We start from the raw sequence: 17,107 nt of genomic DNA, 5'->3' as shown, positions 1-17,107 counted from the left end.
ACTTATTGACGCTCACTTCTCCTGAGCGTCGGGTAGCGTGTCCGAGCCGACTTCGTCGCGAAACGTCTCCCGCGTCACCTCGCCATCACCCTCGTCGAGGCGTTCGAACAAATCGAGCCGGTCGGCCTGGCGTGCTTCCTCTTCGCTGAGCACACCATCCTCGTCGACATCCATCTGATCGAAGGTCACCGCATTGCGGCGTTGGTCGAGCGGAGTTTGTGCACCGCCCTGACCGAAACTGGCCTCTTCATCGCTGACCCCGGTCGCCTCCTCGCTGATCTCGTCTGCCTCGGTCGCTTGGCCCTTCTGGTCCGAGGATGGCGCGGTCTCGTCCTGGGCGAGTACCGCCCCACTCATCATCACCGAACTGCTCAATAACAACGCCAGCATGCCGGCGCTTGCGGCACGCCCGCCCGAGCGAATCGTCATCGCTGCCTCCTCAATGGCTCTCATCGCACTCTCAAGAGTACCCGGTATGGATGGACCCGGGACGGATAGACCGGGTCTGATGCGAGTTTGGACAAGCGAAGCGCGCAGGGATTCCCTACGGAATGGGTCACGCAGCGTAACGCGCCACACCCAGCCCCTGGGGGTCGATTTCCGGGCGACGCCCCGCCATCAGGTCGGCCAGCAAGTGCGCGCTACCGCAACTCATCGTCCAGCCCAGAGTGCCATGTCCGGTATTGAGCCACAGGTTGTCATACTGCGTGGCGCCGATGATCGGCGTCGAATCCGGCGTCATCGGTCGCAGGCCGGTCCAGAACTCAGCCTTGGCCATATCGCCGCCTTCCGGAAAGGCATCCCGCACCACCATGCTGATGGTCGCACGGCGTTTTTCCAGCAGGCTCAAATCGTAGGATGCCAACTCAGCGGTACCGCCGACGCGGATCCGGTCGTCGAAGCGCGAGATAGCCACCTTGAAGGTTTCATCCATCACCGTGGACTGCGGCGCACCACCGTCGTCGATCACCGGCAGCGTCAGGCTGTAGCCCTTGACCGGGTAGATCGGCAAGCGGATATCGAGGTCCTTGACCAGCAGCGGCGAGAAACTGCCCAGGCACACCACGTACGCATCGGCACTCAGCGCGCCCGCCGAAGTCATGACGCGCTCGACGCGACCCGCCTGACGCTCGATGCGCTGGATATCGACATTGAAACGGAACTCGACGCCCAACTGCTCGCGGCAATAATCGGCCAAACGTTGGGTGAACAGATGGCAATCGCCGGTCTGATCGTCCGGCAGATGAAGTCCGCCCACGAACTTGCCCGGCACCCGCGCCAGCGCCGGTTCCACGGCGGTCACTTCCTGGGCATCGAGCAGCCGGTGGCGTACGCCACAATCGCTCAATACGCGCATGTCCTTGGCGACCGCCTCGACCTGGGAATCGTCACGAAAGAGCTGCAGCAGCCCGCGTTGACGATCCTCGTAGCGGATGCCCGTGTCGCGGCGCAAGGTGTCGATGCACTGCCGGCTGTATTCGGCCACCCGCACCATGCGTTCCTTGTTGACGGCGTAGCGCTCGGGCGTGCAGTTATTGAACATCGCCATCATGAAACGCGCCATGGCAGGATCGGCCTTGGGCTGAATCTTCAACGGCGCGTGTTCCTGGAACATCCACTTGAGCGCCTTGCGCGGGATGCCCGGGGCCGCCCAGGGCGAGGAAAAACCGAAGGAGACCTGACCGGCATTGCCATAGCTGGTCTCCATGGCGGGCCCCGCCTGGCGATCCACCACCGTGACCTCGTGCCCCTGCGATGCCAGGTAATAGGCGCTGGTGACACCGACGACACCACTGCCGAGAATGAGTACGTGCATGGCCTTCCCCTGCTTGGCGCTGATTGGATGCGAAGCGAAGCGCCAGTATAGGATGGAGAGGCTAGAAAATTATGGGGTAATCAGTTTCATGACCAGATGATGGAATCGATTTTTATCCATCATCTGGTCTTTACGACTTAAAGAACGGCGTTTTCAAGTATTGCTATGGGCCGCCATACGCAGCGTCAGGGAGCGCCGGAAGATACCCCAGGCGAGACCGCCCGCCAGCACGTTGCCCAGCGCAGCTCCCCAGGCGACGCCAAAGATCCCCGACAGCCAGGCGCCCACCGCCAGACACGGCAAGTAACACACGAACAAGCGCATGAAGGACAGCAACATGGCGCGTACCGGCCAACCCAGCGCATTGGAAGCGGACACCACCAGCATGCAAAGGCCCAGCAGGCTATAGCTGGGTAACAGCCAACGAATCAATGTTGCGAGTTCATCGCGTATTTCCGGATTGCCCGACAAGGCGACCGCTATCCAAGGCGCCGCCAGTGCCATGACACACCCCAGCGCCAGTTGCCAGATCACGGCCGTGCGCACCGCCAGCCTCATCAAGGCATCGATGCGCGGCCAGTCACCGGCGCCGTAACAACGCCCCAGCCAGGGCGGCAGCGACATGGTCAGCGCCAGCACCACCATCAACGACAGCGTTTCCAGACGACTGGCCAGGCCCCAGGCCGCAACAGCGGTCTCGCCCAGCTTGGCAACGATCGAGGTCGCCAGCATCGCCGAGAGCGGCGGCATCAACTGACTGATCATCGCAGGTCCGGCAATCGCCATGAATGGCACGGCCGAAGCCCGCATTTCCTCGCGCAACCCACTACGCGCCAGCCAGTCGTGGGCCCGCAAGCGCACCACCAGAAACCAGATGCCGATGGCAAACGCCAACGCCGTCGCCCAGGCCGCGCCAGGTAGCCCCCAGCCCGACCAGTCGCCGACGCCGAAGATCAGCAAAGGGTCGAGGACCAGATTGATCAGGCTGGTCAGCACCATGAGCTTGCCGGGCAAGCGCGTATCGCCGTGCGCCCGAAACAGGCTATAGCCGAAATACAGCACCGCCCCCAGCCAGTTAGCCACCAACTGCGGGGCCCAGTAGCCGCGAATCAGCTCCCGCGTGGGGACATCGGCCCCCAGCAGCGTGAAGATCGGCGTCTGCGCAGCCCACATGATCAGCATCAGCAATGCCATCAATGCGCTTCCACCGACCAGCACCAGGCTGCCCAGGCGCCTGGCACGCGCTGTATCGCCGGCACCCAGGGTGCGCGAGATCAGCGCCGCGATGGCAATACCTAGTCCCACCTGCACGCCGATGATCAGAAACGACAGCGGAAAGGTGAAGGATTGCGCCGCGAGCGGCTGGGTGCCCAAACGGGCGATAAAAGCACTGTCGACAAGCTGAAAGCCCAGCAGCGAGAGCACACCAATGGCCATGGGCCAGGTCTGCTGCCACAGCTGGCGACGCAGCGAGGACATGGATTCCGTCACGGAAACCTCTTTATGAGTCAACGGTCAAGGTATCAAACAGGGCGCCCCCGGTATCGCTCGATACCGGGGGCGACAAGTCTAACAGGCTACTAGCAAAAAGCGCCTTCGTGAGTGATGACGATTCAGGTATCCCAGTCGGGCGCGAAGTCCGGGTTGGCGATGCGTTCACCGCGATCCAGCGCATCGATACGCGCCATCTCGTCGGCACTCAAGGTGATCGCCATCGCGTCAAGATTCGATTGCTGGTGCTCGGGCTTCGTGGACGACGGGATCACCACGATGTCGCGCGCCGCGACCCAGGCCAGTGCGATCTGCGCCGGACTCGCGCCGTGCGCCTCGGCAATGTCCTTGAGCACGGGCTCGTCCATCACCTTGCCCACCGCCAGCGGCATGAAACCGGTGACTTGCAGGCCCAGGTCGTGGCAATGCTCGACTACGGTGCGGTTGGCCAGGAAGGGATGCACTTCGATCTGGTTGGTGATCAGGTGCTCACCGCCGGGGACCGAGAGCGCCTGATCGAGCTGGGCCACCGTGAAATTGGAGACGCCGATCTCGCGCGTAAGGCCTTTCTCGCGCGCCTGATTCAAGGCGCCGATGTAATCGGCCATCGGCACCTCGTCGCCGGGCGACGGCCAGTGCACCAACGCTAGATCGACGTATTCGACACCGAGTTGCCGGCAGCTCTCTTCGAGACTCTCCAGCAATGCCTGCGGCTGCAGACGGTCCCACCACACCTTGGTGGTAAGGAAAATCTCGTCGCGGGGCACATCGCTTTGCTTGAGCGCCTCACCCACGGCGCGCTCGTTATCGTAGAACGTAGCGGTATCGATATGCCGGTAACCGAGTGACAGCGCTGACATGACCGAGTCGATGACGTCCTGATCCTTGAGGCGAAAAGTCCCCAGACCGATACGGGGCAACGTACGTTGATTCAGCATGGTGACTCCTTGTCAGATGGCAAAAAGTACAAAAAACCTAGTTACAATATGAAACATAGTGTCAGGCGATCTGTCGTACTTCTATCTCTCGTACTTCCAAAGGAGTTGGGGACCGTTAAATTGACTTTCAACACCCGCCTCATGCTAGATCGCATTGAGATTGGCCACTGCATCCCCTTATGATCAAGCTTAACGTAACCAGTAGTTACATCCTTGAGGAAGCTCCGCCTCATGCCTCATTCGCTCTACATACGCATGATAGTCGCCGCCATCGTGCCGTTCATGATCATGATGACGGGCTGTCTCGCCCTCTATCAGGCGTCCCAGGTCGAGCAGCGCACGGCACGCAGCGTCGCCCAGACCCTCGAGGTGATCGCCGATGCCAATCACTTGATGCGCCTGTTCATGGACGCCGAAACCGGTCAACGCGGGTATGCCCTGACCCATGATGGCACTTACCTGGCGCCCTATCAGCGCGCCTTGAGCGCTTTTCCGCGCACCCTGAGACACCTGCACGAGGCCTCGAATGACGAAACACAATATCAACGCCTCGTGCAGGCCAACCAGCTCTTCCGACAATGGATAAAAGACGTCGCCACCGACAGCATCATCAAGACGCGTAACGACAATACCGAACTCTCTCCTATAGCCGATAAAGCCAGCAAACGCCTGGTCGATGACTTCCGCACCGTCATGGGGGCCTTCATCGATACCGAGCAGGACGCCCTCCATACACGCCAGGCCGATAGTCAGGATGCCGCGAAACGCGCGCAGCACATCATGGTATGGAGCATCTTGCTGGCGCTGGCGAGCGCCCTGCTGACCTGGTGGCCGCTGTTTCGTCGCACCCGCCACGCTATTTCGGAAATCACCCAACGCTCACAACGCATGGTCGCGGGGGATCTCAGCCAGCGGGTAGCGCTCCGGGGGCGCGATGAGTTCGCCTGGATGGCGAATACCTTCAACGCCATGGCGGCGCGCCTCGAGGCCCTGGTCGCCACCGAAAAACGCACCAGCCGCGAGCTCGCCGAACGCGTCAATGTACTGGTGCGTGACCGAACCCGCGATATGCGGGCGCGTCATGATCTTGTCGAAGCCCTGCAAGCCTGCCGCAGCACGCAGGAAGCGCAGTCGACGCTCCGCGACCAGTTACCCACGGTTTTTGCCAACACTCTCGGCGGCACCTTGTGGTGCCTCGATGCACACACTGCTGCTCCCCATCGCATTTGCCAGTGGGGCGAGGACAAAGGCGATGTCGATGGAGACGAATGCCTGACCCTGAACGATGGCGGAATACGCGATGTCACTCTTCCCGTGGCGCACGATGCGGAAGTTTGTTCGCACCTGCGTACCGCATTCCCCGGACGGCATCTTTGCATTCCCCTGAAAGGTACGGGGGGGCCGGTAGGTATACTCCACCTGCATCTTGCCAGCGCTCCCGACGAGGCGGGAAACGGCGATCCTCAAGCCGAGTTCGCCAAAGGCGCTGCCGAGGATATGGCACTGTCGCTAAGCAATGTGCGACTACGCGAGCAACTCGAGGAGGCCAGCATCCGTGACGCCTTGACCGGCCTCTACAATCGCCGCTTCCTGGACGATACCTTGATGCGCGAACTGGCGCGTGCCGAACGTCAGCCCGGTCCCTTGTCGGTCCTCATGCTGGATATCGACCATTTCAAACCGATCAACGATGACCATGGTCATGCCTTCGGGGACAGAGCCTTGATCGAGGTCGCCGATCTCCTGAGCGACAACGTCCGGCGCGGCGACATCGTCTGCCGTTACGGCGGCGAGGAATTCGTGATCATCATGCCCGGCGCCGGCCTGTCCGCCGCACGGCAACGCGGCGAGCATCTTCGCCAGCAGGTCGCCGCGCTGGACATTCCCCTGGATGACGCAACACCGCTTCGCGTTACCGTCTCTCTGGGGCTCGCCTGTTACCCCCAGCACGGCGAGTACGCCGAAACCCTGCTGCATCACGCGGATATGGCGCTTTACGAGGCCAAGCAAAGCGGGCGCAACCGCCTGGCAATTGCTCAAGACTGAGCCCAACGTGAATCGCCCCGCACGAGGCGGGGCGATTCAAGCTCGATCATGCATGGCGAATTACTGGCGAATACCTTCGACCACCAGGTACATGTCAACGGTGGACGCCGTCGGCCCCAACTTGCTGGTATCGATGCCGAAGTCGGACAACGTCAACGTCGTTTCCCCCTCGAAGCCATCGCGATAATCGCCCCACGGGTCGTCGCCGCCGCCGATGTGGTCGACATCGATGGTGATCGACTGCGTCTGGCCATGCAGCGTCAAATCACCTGTGAGTTCTCCCTCGCCATCACCGGTCGATTCGAAACTGGTGGATTCGAACGTCGCGGTGGGGTACTGCGACGCATCGAGGAAGTCGTCACTCAGGATGTGCTTGTCACGCTCGGCGTGGTGGCTATCGAGACTGTTCACGTCGATCTCGACATTGGCACTGGCTTCTTCCGGGGCATCGGCATCGTAGCTGAATGTTCCCGTGAAGTCCTCGAAGCTGCCGAGCACATAGGAATAGCCAAGATGGCTGATCTTGAACTCAATGAAGGCATGCTGCCCTTCGCTGTCGATCTTGTAATCGGCGGCGTTGGCCTGGGCCATGGGCAATAGTACGGCAGCACCGAGGGCGGCACTGGTCGCGGTCTTGAGTAGCGATTTCGAGAACATCATCATCTCCTTGAAGGATTGAAGTACTAAAGTGGCGGCTTTCCGCCACGGATATCGAACTCATTGACGTCGAGATCCGCCGGGCCACCACATGCGACGCAAGGTGTCCCGGCGATCGAGAATATGATGTTTAACCGCGGCCAGCGTGTGACCCACGGCGAGCACTATCAATGCCCAAGCTACGTACCAGTGCACCTCCCCCGCCAGAGTTGCCTGGCGGGGCAAACCGCTGAGCAATGCGGGGACTTCGAAGACGCCGAACACACTGATGCCTTGGCCTTCGGCCGTGGAGATCAAGTAGCCGCTGAGCATCACCGTCAACAGTAAGACATAGAGCAGGCCATGGCCGGCATGCGCCAGCATTCGCTCCCAAGACACGCCATGTGCCTCGGGCGTGGGCTGGCTCAAGCGCCATGCTAGCCGCAGCAGCGTCAATCCCAGTAGCATCAGGCCCAGCGACTTGTGCCACCACGGTGCCAGTTGATACCAGCGATCGTAATAGCCAAGGCCGGTCATCCACCAGCCCAGCACGAAGAGCGACACGACCAGCACGGCACTCAGCCAATGCAAGAGAATGCTGGGCAAGCCCCAGCCGTGTACCGAATTACGCCACATCGTGTCTCTCCGCCAGTCATGCCTTCAGCATAATGGCTATCGCGCGTCACGCCAGGACGTATCGAGGAAAGGCATCATTAACCAAAAAGAAATAATGGCCCGCCAAAGCGAGCCATTATAAGAAAAGCGTGTAAGAATCGAGAGGTAGTGTCAGCCTATCAGCGCCTCCAGCAGCAACTTGGCCGTCGGCGCACTGGAGGCCGGGTTCTGACCGGTAATCAACAAGCCATCACGCAGTTGAAAAGGCGCGAAATCGGTAGCGGAACGCTCATAGTGGCCACCCTTTGCCTTCAAAGCATCTTCCACCAGCAGGGGCACGACTTCGGTCAGCCCCACGGCGTCTTCTTCGCTGTTGGAGAACCCTGTCACACGATGGCCCTTGACCACCGACTGGCCGTCAGCGCCATGCGCGTTCACCAACACGGCAGGCGCATGGCAGACTGCGGCGACCGGCTTATGCGCCACAAGGAAGTCGTGGATCAACTGCTGGGAATGACGATCCTCGGTCAAGTCCCACAGCGGGCCATGGCCACCGGGATAGAAGACTGCATCGTAATCATCGGCGCGCACCTCGGCCAGCTTGCGCGTATTGGCCAACTGCGCCTTAGCCTCGCTATCCGCCTCGAAGCGGCGCGTTTCCTCGGTCAGCGCATCGGGTTGCGTAGAGGTGGGGTCGATGGGCGGCTGCCCACCTTGAGGCGACGCCAGGGTCAGCTCCGCGCCCGCATCCTTGAACACGTAGTACGGTGCAACGAACTCCTCGAGCCAGAAGCCCGTGGCGTGGCCGGTATCGCCCATGCGATCGTGCGACGTCAGTATCATCAGAATCTTCATGCGAGCCTCCTTGGGTAAGCGACATTCATGTCGATACCCATGAGGTGGAGACATCCGAGTAGACTTCAAGGTATCGCCGCGCCAAGCCCCCTACTCGATCGCCACTTCCACCTCGTAGCCACCGAACTTGCGCAGATTGATGACACCCGTATCGAAGATCAGGTACTGCCCCTTGAGTCCCATCAAGCGGCCGCTGACCTCGGGGGATTTATCGAAATTGTGCGATACTACCTTGACGGGAAACTCCAGGACCGGATAGTGCAGATCGACCGGCGTCGCCGCCAGCGTACCGATCGCCTGCTCGCCGATGCGTCGCTTCAGCGCCGCCAGCTCCTGATCGAGCGCCGCCAGGAGACGATCCCGCTCGGCAGGTAGATCGAGCGGCGCCACATCGCCTTTCAGCATGGTGCGCCAGTTGGTGCGATCGCCCACCACCTGCTTGAACAAGGTTTCGACCAGCCCCGACTGCAGGCGATTGTCGACCTCGAGAATCGGCAGTGCCTGAATCGCCCCCTGATCGAGCCAGCGCGTGGGCAATTGCGTCTTGCGCGTGATGCCGACCTTGAGCCCCGACGAATTGGCCAGGTAGACCACATGCGGCTGGAAACAATGCTGCTCACCCCACGTCGGTTCGCGGCACGTGCCCGCATGATAGTGACAGGTTTCCGGCTTGACGATGCAGGTATCGCACTGAGCAAGCGACTTGAAACAAGGGTAGCAATAGCCCTGGGCAAAACTCTTGCGCGTGGCACGCCCGCAATGCACGCAGTGAATGGCGCCGGTATGCACGAGTCGCAACGACGCCCCCAGATGCGCGTTGAGGCCGATGCGCTGTTCGCCGGCACGCAGGGTGTATTGCGCCGGCGTCTGAGCGTCGCCGGGCGCTATGTCCATCTTGCGCAGCGGTCCGCGTGCGGCGCTGACATCCGCCACGCTGAACAGATCGCTCATCAGTTCATCCACTTGATGGCATCGGACTCGCCCGCTTCGTCGTTAGTGCTGCAACTGCTGCGCTCGAGATAGCCCACCCGCTCGTTCTCGGGGATACCGTGGGCGACTTCGTATTTCATCACCGCCTCGAGACACAGCTCGGTCTGCTCCTGGCTCAGGCGCTGTCCATCCGGCCATTTACGCAGTGCAATGGCCTGCTTGAAGCTGTCGTACACGGCGGGTGTCATCTGCGCCACCATCTTGTCGAAGTTCATATCACTCACTACCGTTCTCCTCTCGCGGCACGTCCACCGGCCCACCATCCGCTGACCAGCCCGACCAACAGACCACCCAGATGGGCCTCGTTGGCGACGTTACCGAATCCAAACAAACTCGCCATATCGGTCATGGTGAAGACCATCCAGGCAAGCATGAACACCACCAGCATCTGGGGCACGAAAAATCCGCTTTCCGGGGCTCGACGTGCCATCAGCCAGACATACCCCAGCAAGGCATAGTCGACCCCGGACATGCCGCCGAACAGCACGGTCCCCGTGGCGTATTGCGCCAGGTTGGAGACGAGCGCCGCCACGACGGCGAGCATGATAAGGCGCACGGGGCCTTGCAGGGCCTCGACCTGGCGTCCGAAATACCACAACCACAGCATATTAAAGACCAGATGCATCCAGCCGAAATGCATCAACGCCGGCGATACCAGACGCCATATCTGACCGCTGGCCAGGGAATCCCCCAGGGTGCCGACCGTCAGGCGCCCGGATACGGAATCGACGGGCACGAAGGTCAGCGCCGCGATCACACGATCCCCGAACAGCGCCATCAAGGCGAAGACCACCACACACAATGCCACGCAAGCAGCCGCCAGCGGCGCCTGGGTAAAAGCACTACCCAGCATGCTGGGCGATCGGCGTTTTGCCGCTTGAGCGGGACGCTCGGCCAACTCGCCACGATGCCATTGCTCGATCAAATACGCCGCCTCGTCACGCTGACGCGGATCGGCCAGCCATAACACCTGAACCGCCTCTTCCTCAGTCACCTGATGGCCGATACGATGCGCCCACAACGCTCGACGCAGCGCGACGATATCCTGTTGATGAGGCAATTCCAGCAGCTTGTACATGGGCGGGGTCCCTTTCAGTACCGCAGACGAACGCACAAAAGAAAAAGTCCGGCGGAGGGGGCCGCCGGACAAGAGCAAGGGATCATTCAAGGGAACACTTACTCTGACGACGCCCCACCGCGATGAGTTCCCGGCGCAACGAAATTTTTTCCAACTTTTTTCTGCGCCCCTCAAGCCAGTGCGATGTCATCCGGCGTTGGAGGAGCCGATCCCTCACGCGCCACATCGACCCACACGAAGCGATTGGCATCCAGGCGCTGCTCACCTTCCCAGCGATAGGCCACCAGACGCCCGTATTTCACGGCGCTGTAATCGAGACAAGCAATATTCGGCGCCGGCAACGCCGGGACCCCCTCGCACCAATAGTGGCCAATGAAAAGTGGTAGCTCATCCGGCCCGTAATACGGCAGGCGCTGTCGCTCATCCGCACTCAAGGGCTGATTCTCGATATCGCCGGGAAGGTTGTCGGGCTGGAAGACCACATCGCCATAGGTAAGAGGATCACGTGCCCAGAAATGAGTGCGAAAGGTGGTACGCGTGAAACCGTCGCCGGAATAGATCCGCAGCCCTGCCGGCAGTGGCAGGGAGGGGCCGCGCGTCAGCCGATCCATGACGCGAAAGGCGAAGGTGCCTGGGCACGCCGAATCGTAAAAAAAATCCTCGCTCATGCAACCATCGGGACACTGCGCCAGGAATGGCGCGATGAGATCGTGATCCCAGCAGGCATGCACCACCCGTAGCCCGTCACGCTCGAGGCACAACGGCATCGTCATGAACCAGTCGAGATGGGACTGCCACTCCTGAGGGTGATCGCGAAACTGTGCCAGCGTCTCATTGATGATGCGATTGTGGCGCGGTGAATGCTCGCGTAGCCACTCGCCCGCCCATTCCGGCGGCGCTCGGCGACAATACGCCAGGGCATTGTATTCGTGATTGCCCATCACGATATCCGCCTCGCCCGCCTCGACCATATCGCGTGCGATATTCAACGCCAGCCGAATGCGAGGACCACGATCGATCAGATCGCCCAGGAAGATGACCCGACGACGCGGATGACGATACACGCCATTCCAGTCGCGATACCCGAGCTTCTCGAGCAACACCGCCAGCGAGGCGCCACACCCATGCACATCGCCGATCAGGTCGTAGCCATCGAGATCATTCCGAGCCAGCGTCATGTCACTCCCCCATCCGGCTACTCCAGCCGAGCTTGGTGCGACAGGCCTCGAAATAGTTGTGTCCATGCGGATGAAGAAGCGTCAACCGTTCTCGCTTACGGCGCACGACCAGGCGGTCACCGGGCTTGGAAACCACCTGGGTCTGGCCGTCACAACTGACATGCGGATACGCGTGGTTGGTTTCGCCGATATGCACCGTGATCTCGCTGGCCGCATCGATGACGATCGGCCGACTCGACAACGTATGCGGAAACATCGGCACCAGTGTGATGGCCTCGAGCCGGGGATGGACGATCGGGCCGCCTCCCGACAAGGCATAGGCCGTGGAGCCGGTCGGCGTCGCAATGATCAACCCGTCGCTGCGTTGGCTATAGACGAACTGGCCGTCGATGAACAGCTCGAATTCGATCATCCGCGCGGCCTTGCCGGGATGGATGACGACATCATTGAGCCCCGAGGCCGTGCCGACCTGTTCGCCGGCGCGAATCACTTCTGCCTCCAACAGGAAACGGCGCTCGCTCTCGAAGTGCCCATCGAGCACTTCGCCGATTCGCTCTTCGACTTCATCCGGCGAAATATCGGTCAGAAAACCCAACCGCCCTCGATTGATGCCCACTACCGGCGTCCCCGTGTCGCACAACGCCCGCGCGGCGCCCAACAGACTGCCATCCCCCCCCACCACGATCGCCAAGTCACAGCGCTCACCCAGTTGGCGACGGCTCGCCTCAGGATAACCATGATTGGGCAAGACCGTGGCGGTGCGTTCCTCGACGATCACATGGAGTTGGCGAGCGCCGAGAAAGCGGAGCAACCGCTTGAGCGTCTCGACCGCGTTAGGGTTGCCCAATCGCCCGATCAGGCCAATGGTCTTGAATGGCTGCATGAAAGCGTCTCGTTGCCGGCGTCGCGGCCCATCATTATGCGGACTGGCGAGCAGCGGAGCAAACCGCCCCGAACCGCAAGGCTTGCGACATTAGCGGCATACACTCATTTCTCGGGATCGTTGTACTGATCCGACTCAGGCGTCTGCACGGGGTGCAACTCCCACCAGTAGAGATACAAGGCCACGGGCGACGCAAAGATCGTATTCAAGATCATGAAGGTCACCAACGCTGCCCGGCCCTGACCATCGACCTCGCCGTAATAGAGCATCATGAAGGCAATGCCGGCGATGCCCACAATCACGTTGATCACGATGATGGCCGCGAAGAATTTGCCGATGGCGCGCCACCGACGACGCTGGACCGTCTTTTCCGTCATTACGCATCTCCGGTTCAAGAATTGGCGTGCCACCTCGGTGTCTGTCGACGACCTGGCAAGCAAGGGTATATTGTCAACACGCGGGTGCACTTAGTACAGCCTTGAGTAGACGCGATGTTGATGACAGGCGCCTCACAGATGACCACGACATGACGCAAGCAATGCTCGATGCCACCACGTCAGCGTTGGAAGACGAAGGGGCAGCGCTTCACCATCCTGGGGTGCGTGATCTCGCTTGGCTATTGCATGCACCGGATATCATCGAAAGCGCTCATCCGGGCCGGCCGACCCTCGAGGAACTCGGGCTTGGCGACGCCGCGTACAGAAAGGCCTGGCTGCATGCGCTCGACGCCGAACCGCAACGGCTCGTGCCTTATATCGGCACGCCGCCGCAACGCCTGGGGCATTATCATGAGCGTCTCTGGCACGCCCTGCTCGACCTTGCCCCGGCGACACGCCTACTGGCCACCAACATCACGATTCACGAGGCCGGCCGCACCCTCGGAGAACTCGATATCATCTATGCCGATGCCCAGGGACACCCCGTCCATCTCGAACTGGCCATCAAATACTATCTGGGACTACGTGATGGGCCCGGCGGCGAACGCCACCCGGCACGCTGGATCGGCCCCGGCTGCGCCGACTCGCTGGCACGCAAGCATACCCATACTCGGCATCATCAGCTGCCCCTGGCCCATCATCCCCTCGCGGCGGCACGCTTGAACGCGCTGGGTATCGACCCAAAATCGCTGCGACAGCGTGCCGCCATGCTCGGAATGCTGTTTTACCCGTGGCCCGGCACGATAGCGGCACCGCATTTGGCAAGCACCACCGCCGCTCATGGCGCTTGGCTGACATGGCGAGACTGGCCGATACTGCGTAACCACTTACCGACGGGAACCTTGGGCGCCCCTCTGCGCAAGCCGCATTGGCTCGCACTCCCCGGAGTCGAGGCATATCGCTCGCTGGAGAGACTGGAAGCCGAGCTCGAAGCACACTTCACGAGCGCCAGCGCGCCACGGCAATATCATCTGCAAGCGCCCGACGGCACACAGCGACGTTTTTTCATCGTGCCCGATGACTGGCCGCGTAGCCTGCCGCTACCCCCTACCACCCCGATCACAGGGAGGAACCATCACCATGTTGAGGATTGGAGAACTCGCCGAGCGTAGTGGCGTCAGCGTCGACACGTTGCGCTACTACGAAAAGGAAGGGTTACTCCCCGAAGCCCTGCGCGGCGACAACGGCTATCGCTACTACGCTGCGGACAACCTCGAGCGCCTGCATTTCATCCTGCGCGCCAAGCGCCTGGGCTTTACCCTGGCCGATATCCGTGAGCTGCTTTCATTGCAGGTCGACGCCGATGCGCACACCTGTGAAGAGGTCAAACGCGTCGCCGAGGACAAGCTCGCCGCCATCGACGCGCGCCTGGCCGAGCTGCATCACATGCGCCAGGCGCTGGCCCATCTGACCGATGCCTGCTGCGGAGGCCCGCACGCGGCCACGCAATGCACGATCCTTACCGCCTTCGCCAACGGCAAGACCGCCCCCGAGCCCCTCCAGCACCGGCATGACGCCTGAAAACACCCACTACGCGGCCGTCGCCCCGCTCGGCGCGTCAACCAACTGCACGGGGGCGAAGCTCTTGGCCTGCGCCATGCGCCAGATACGGCCATAAAACGGCCGCTGAACGGGGTCGCGCAACAACTCGCCCGGCTCCAGGAACGGATGTAGATGAGTGAACAGCTTCACCTCGTTTTCCGAAACCCGGTGCACGAGGTGATCGGGCGTAATCTGCCACGGGCGCGTCAGCCCCGCCGCCGCGATCATTTCCGCCAGGGCATGCAAGGTATTGTGATGGAAGTGATACACCTGCTCGGCCTTATCACCGACCACCAACGCCTTCTGACGTAGCGGGTCCTGAGTGGCCACCCCGGTCGGGCAGCGGTTGGTATGGCAGCTTTGCGATTGAATACAGCCCAGCGCGAACATGTAGCCGCGCGCGGCATTGACCCAATCAGCGCCCATGGCCATGACCCTCGCGATATCGAAGGCGCTGATGATCTTGCCGCTCGCCCCTAGGCGGACCTGCTCACGCAGCCCTGCGCCGACCAGCGTGTTATGCACGAACAAGAGCCCTTCTCGCAGCGGCGTTCCCAAATGGTCGGAAAACTCCACCGGGGCCGCGCCGGTGCCCCCTTCACTGCCATCGACGACGATGAAATCGGGCACGATATCGGTTTCGAGCATCGCCTTGACGATGGCCATGAATTGCCAGGGTTGGCCAAGGCACAGCTTGAAGCCCACCGGCTTGCCGCCGGAAAGCTCACGCAATTGCGCGATGAAGTCGAGCATCTCGAGCGGCGTCGAGAACGCCGGATGGCTGGCCGGCGAGAGACAATCCTCGCCCTGGGGGATCTCCCGCGTCTGGGCGATTTCCGGCGTAATCTTGTCTGCCGGGAGCAGCCCACCGTGGCCAGGCTTGGCCCCCTGACTGAGCTTGACCTCGATCATCTTGACCTGTGCATCGTGGGCCTGCTCGGCAAAGCGCTCGGGGTCGAACTCGCCTGCCGGCGTACGGCAGCCAAAGTAGCCACTGCCTAGCTCCCAGATCAGATCACCGCCATGTTCGCGATGATACGGGCTGATGCCACCTTCCCCAGTATCATGCGCAAAGCGTCCCAGCCGGGCGCCCTTGTTGAGAGCGCGAATCGCATTGGCACTCAGTGCGCCGAAACTCATCGCCGAGATGTTGAACAACGAGATTTCATAGGGTTGCGCGCACTGATCGTTGCCGATGGTCAGGCGGAAATCGTCCGGTTCCGCCACCGGCGCCGTTTCCATCGAATGGCCGATGTATTCATACGTATTGGCGTAAACATCGCGCAGCGTCCCGAAGGGCTTCGCATCGTTATGCTGACGCGCGCGCTGATAAACTAAACTTCGCTGCACATGGGAAAATGGCAACTGCTCGGTATCGGCCTCGAAGAGATACTGACGCAACTCCGGGCGCAATGCCTGAAAGATATAACGCAGGTTGCCAAGGATGGGATAATTGCGGCGTACCGCATATCCGCGCTGCGAGAGATCGGCGATGCCCAAGAGCACCAGCGCACCGCTCACCAGCGGTACCGGCCACCATCCATGCCACTGTATGGCCATGAACGCCGTCACCAGCGTGGTCACACAGCACACCGTAAAAAACCCGTAACGCGATAACAAAGAATGCTTCATGAAGATGTCCTGAACGAAAGGCGTCATCACCATGAAAACACGAAACGTCTTCCGGGTTTAGAGCCGCCTGACGCCACAGGTGCCCGCCACGCTATCACGCAACATCGAGCGATGCCTGATGGCGCCGACGCCACCAGGTATTGATCAGCAGCGAGGCCAGTAATATTCCCCCGCCCAACACCAGACGCAGTACGTCAGCGTCGCGGTTCCAGATCAGCAGATTGACCAGCAATCCGGCGGGCACCAAGGCATTGTTCATGATCGCCAGCGTCCCGGCATCGACGCGGCAAGCGCCCTTGTTCCACAGGAAGTAACCCAGTCCCGACGCGACGACGCCCAGCCATAGCAGGATGCCCCACTGCAACGAGGTCGTCGGCAATGCCGTGACATCGCCGAACAGCCAGAACGCCGGTAGCGCCACGCACAACGCCCCCAGGTAGAACCAGCCAAAGATATGGCGATGCGCTATTTCCCGAGGCAAGCGTGGCGCCAAATGGCGATAGGCGACCTGCCCCACGGCAAAGCATAAATTCGAACTCTGTACGACCAGGAAGCCGACCCAATAGGCATCGCTGATATCAGCGTAACGGATGACCGCCGCCCCGAGCACGGCAAGCGCAGCGGTGAACAGATAGAATGGCGTGAAGCGCCCCTTGAGGATATCGTCGATCAAAGTGATGTAGAGTGGCGTGAAGATCGTGAACAGCAAGACTTCCGGCACACTCAACAACAGAAACGACTGATAGAAACCGATATACATCGCGCCTAGCTGTACAGCGCCAATGGCCATCAGTCCCAGTACGTGCCCGAGCGGCAAACGTCGCGGACGTAGCCAGATCAGGAAGACCAGCGCCGCCAATCCAATGCGGGTCAGCACCGCGAAATAACTATCGACCTGGCCGGAGAGGTAGACCCCGATCAGGCTGAAAGAAAATGCCCAGAGCGTCGTCACGCCGATCAAATACCCCAT

At 61.1% G+C, this 17,107-nt stretch carries 18 protein-coding genes; 3 read left to right on the top strand and 15 right to left on the bottom strand.

Annotated elements, in window-relative coordinates; translation table 11 throughout:
• Positions 1 to 12: 12 nt before the first annotated feature.
• The 4 genes from L1071_RS04195 to dkgB all read right to left on the bottom strand — a co-directional run bounded on the left by L1071_RS04195 (position 13) and on the right by dkgB (position 4,245).
• Positions 13 to 429, bottom strand: coding sequence for an NfeD family protein (locus L1071_RS04195; RefSeq protein WP_246969090.1), 417 nt, complete (start codon positions 427 to 429; stop codon positions 13 to 15).
• 127 nt (positions 430 to 556) lie between these two features.
• Positions 557 to 1,816 carry a D-amino acid dehydrogenase gene (locus L1071_RS04190; protein ID WP_246969087.1) on the bottom strand — a complete coding sequence of 420 codons (1,260 nt, stop codon included), beginning with the start codon at positions 1,814 to 1,816 and terminating at the stop codon, positions 557 to 559.
• A 153-nt stretch (positions 1,817 to 1,969) separates the two neighbouring features.
• Positions 1,970 to 3,295 carry an MATE family efflux transporter gene (locus tag L1071_RS04185; RefSeq protein WP_246969813.1) on the bottom strand — a complete coding sequence of 442 codons (1,326 nt, stop codon included), beginning with the start codon at positions 3,293 to 3,295 and terminating at the stop codon, positions 1,970 to 1,972.
• A 134-nt stretch (positions 3,296 to 3,429) separates the two neighbouring features.
• Positions 3,430 to 4,245, bottom strand: a complete 816-nt coding sequence (dkgB, locus tag L1071_RS04180; RefSeq protein ID WP_246969084.1) for a 2,5-didehydrogluconate reductase DkgB — start codon at positions 4,243 to 4,245, stop codon at positions 3,430 to 3,432.
• A gap of 231 nt (positions 4,246 to 4,476) precedes the next feature.
• On the opposite strand from dkgB, the gene L1071_RS04175 reads away from it, so the two are divergent.
• Positions 4,477 to 6,291 (top strand): sensor domain-containing diguanylate cyclase, encoded by a 1,815-nt coding sequence (locus L1071_RS04175; protein WP_246969080.1) that lies wholly within the window; start codon positions 4,477 to 4,479, stop codon positions 6,289 to 6,291.
• Positions 6,292 to 6,351: 60 nt separating this feature from the next.
• On the opposite strand, the gene L1071_RS04170 is transcribed toward L1071_RS04175, so the two are convergent.
• The 9 genes from L1071_RS04170 to L1071_RS04130 all read right to left on the bottom strand — a co-directional run bounded on the left by L1071_RS04170 (position 6,352) and on the right by L1071_RS04130 (position 12,903).
• Entirely contained in the window at positions 6,352 to 6,948 is a 597-nt protein-coding gene (locus L1071_RS04170; protein ID WP_246969078.1) for a YceI family protein, read from the bottom strand.
• Between the two features lie 60 nt (positions 6,949 to 7,008).
• Positions 7,009 to 7,563 carry a cytochrome b gene (locus L1071_RS04165; protein ID WP_246969075.1) on the bottom strand — a complete coding sequence of 185 codons (555 nt, stop codon included), beginning with the start codon at positions 7,561 to 7,563 and terminating at the stop codon, positions 7,009 to 7,011.
• Between the two features lie 150 nt (positions 7,564 to 7,713).
• On the bottom strand, positions 7,714 to 8,397 hold the full coding sequence (locus L1071_RS04160) for a type 1 glutamine amidotransferase domain-containing protein (protein ID WP_246969073.1): 684 nt from the start codon (positions 8,395 to 8,397) through the stop codon (positions 7,714 to 7,716).
• Between the two features lie 90 nt (positions 8,398 to 8,487).
• Entirely contained in the window at positions 8,488 to 9,348 is an 861-nt protein-coding gene (locus tag L1071_RS04155) for a DUF2797 domain-containing protein (RefSeq protein WP_378110684.1), read from the bottom strand.
• Entirely contained in the window at positions 9,348 to 9,611 is a 264-nt protein-coding gene (locus tag L1071_RS04150; RefSeq protein WP_246969068.1) for a YeaC family protein, read from the bottom strand. Before L1071_RS04150 ends, L1071_RS04155 begins: the two co-directional genes overlap by 1 nt.
• Complete coding sequence (locus L1071_RS04145; RefSeq protein ID WP_246969064.1) at positions 9,611 to 10,465, bottom strand: rhomboid family intramembrane serine protease; 855 nt, start codon at positions 10,463 to 10,465, stop codon at positions 9,611 to 9,613. The genes L1071_RS04150 and L1071_RS04145 overlap by 1 nt, the downstream gene beginning before the upstream one ends.
• A 170-nt stretch (positions 10,466 to 10,635) precedes the next feature.
• Entirely contained in the window at positions 10,636 to 11,643 is a 1,008-nt protein-coding gene (locus L1071_RS04140) for a metallophosphoesterase (RefSeq protein ID WP_246969061.1), read from the bottom strand.
• A gap of 1 nt (position 11,644) precedes the next feature.
• Positions 11,645 to 12,526: an NAD(+) kinase gene (locus L1071_RS04135; RefSeq protein WP_246969058.1), complete on the bottom strand. Its 882-nt coding sequence runs from the start codon at positions 12,524 to 12,526 to the stop codon at positions 11,645 to 11,647.
• A 104-nt stretch (positions 12,527 to 12,630) separates the two neighbouring features.
• The gene (locus tag L1071_RS04130; protein WP_246969056.1) at positions 12,631 to 12,903 is read right to left on the bottom strand and encodes a hypothetical protein; all 273 of its coding nucleotides are present in this window, start codon (positions 12,901 to 12,903) and stop codon (positions 12,631 to 12,633) included.
• 149 nt (positions 12,904 to 13,052) lie between these two features.
• Between L1071_RS04130 and L1071_RS04125 the strand changes: the two genes are divergently transcribed.
• Positions 13,053 to 14,075 (top strand): DUF1853 family protein, encoded by a 1,023-nt coding sequence (locus tag L1071_RS04125; protein ID WP_246969054.1) that lies wholly within the window; start codon positions 13,053 to 13,055, stop codon positions 14,073 to 14,075.
• Positions 14,044 to 14,484 (top strand): Zn(2+)-responsive transcriptional regulator, encoded by a 441-nt coding sequence (zntR, locus tag L1071_RS04120; RefSeq protein ID WP_246969052.1) that lies wholly within the window; start codon positions 14,044 to 14,046, stop codon positions 14,482 to 14,484. The genes L1071_RS04125 and zntR overlap by 32 nt, the downstream gene beginning before the upstream one ends.
• A gap of 9 nt (positions 14,485 to 14,493) precedes the next feature.
• Here zntR and L1071_RS04115 read toward each other — a convergent pair whose 3' ends face one another.
• Positions 14,494 to 16,137, bottom strand: coding sequence for an FMN-binding glutamate synthase family protein (locus L1071_RS04115; RefSeq protein ID WP_246969051.1), 1,644 nt, complete (start codon positions 16,135 to 16,137; stop codon positions 14,494 to 14,496).
• Between the two features lie 94 nt (positions 16,138 to 16,231).
• Positions 16,232 to 17,107 carry a carboxylate/amino acid/amine transporter gene (locus L1071_RS04110; protein ID WP_246969049.1) on the bottom strand — a complete coding sequence of 292 codons (876 nt, stop codon included), beginning with the start codon at positions 17,105 to 17,107 and terminating at the stop codon, positions 16,232 to 16,234.

Origin of the sequence: Chromohalobacter sarecensis (assembly GCF_023061135.1) — a bacterium.
Lineage (GTDB): Bacteria > Pseudomonadota > Gammaproteobacteria > Pseudomonadales > Halomonadaceae > Chromohalobacter > Chromohalobacter sarecensis.
This window is presented reverse-complemented; position numbering and strand designations above follow the sequence as displayed.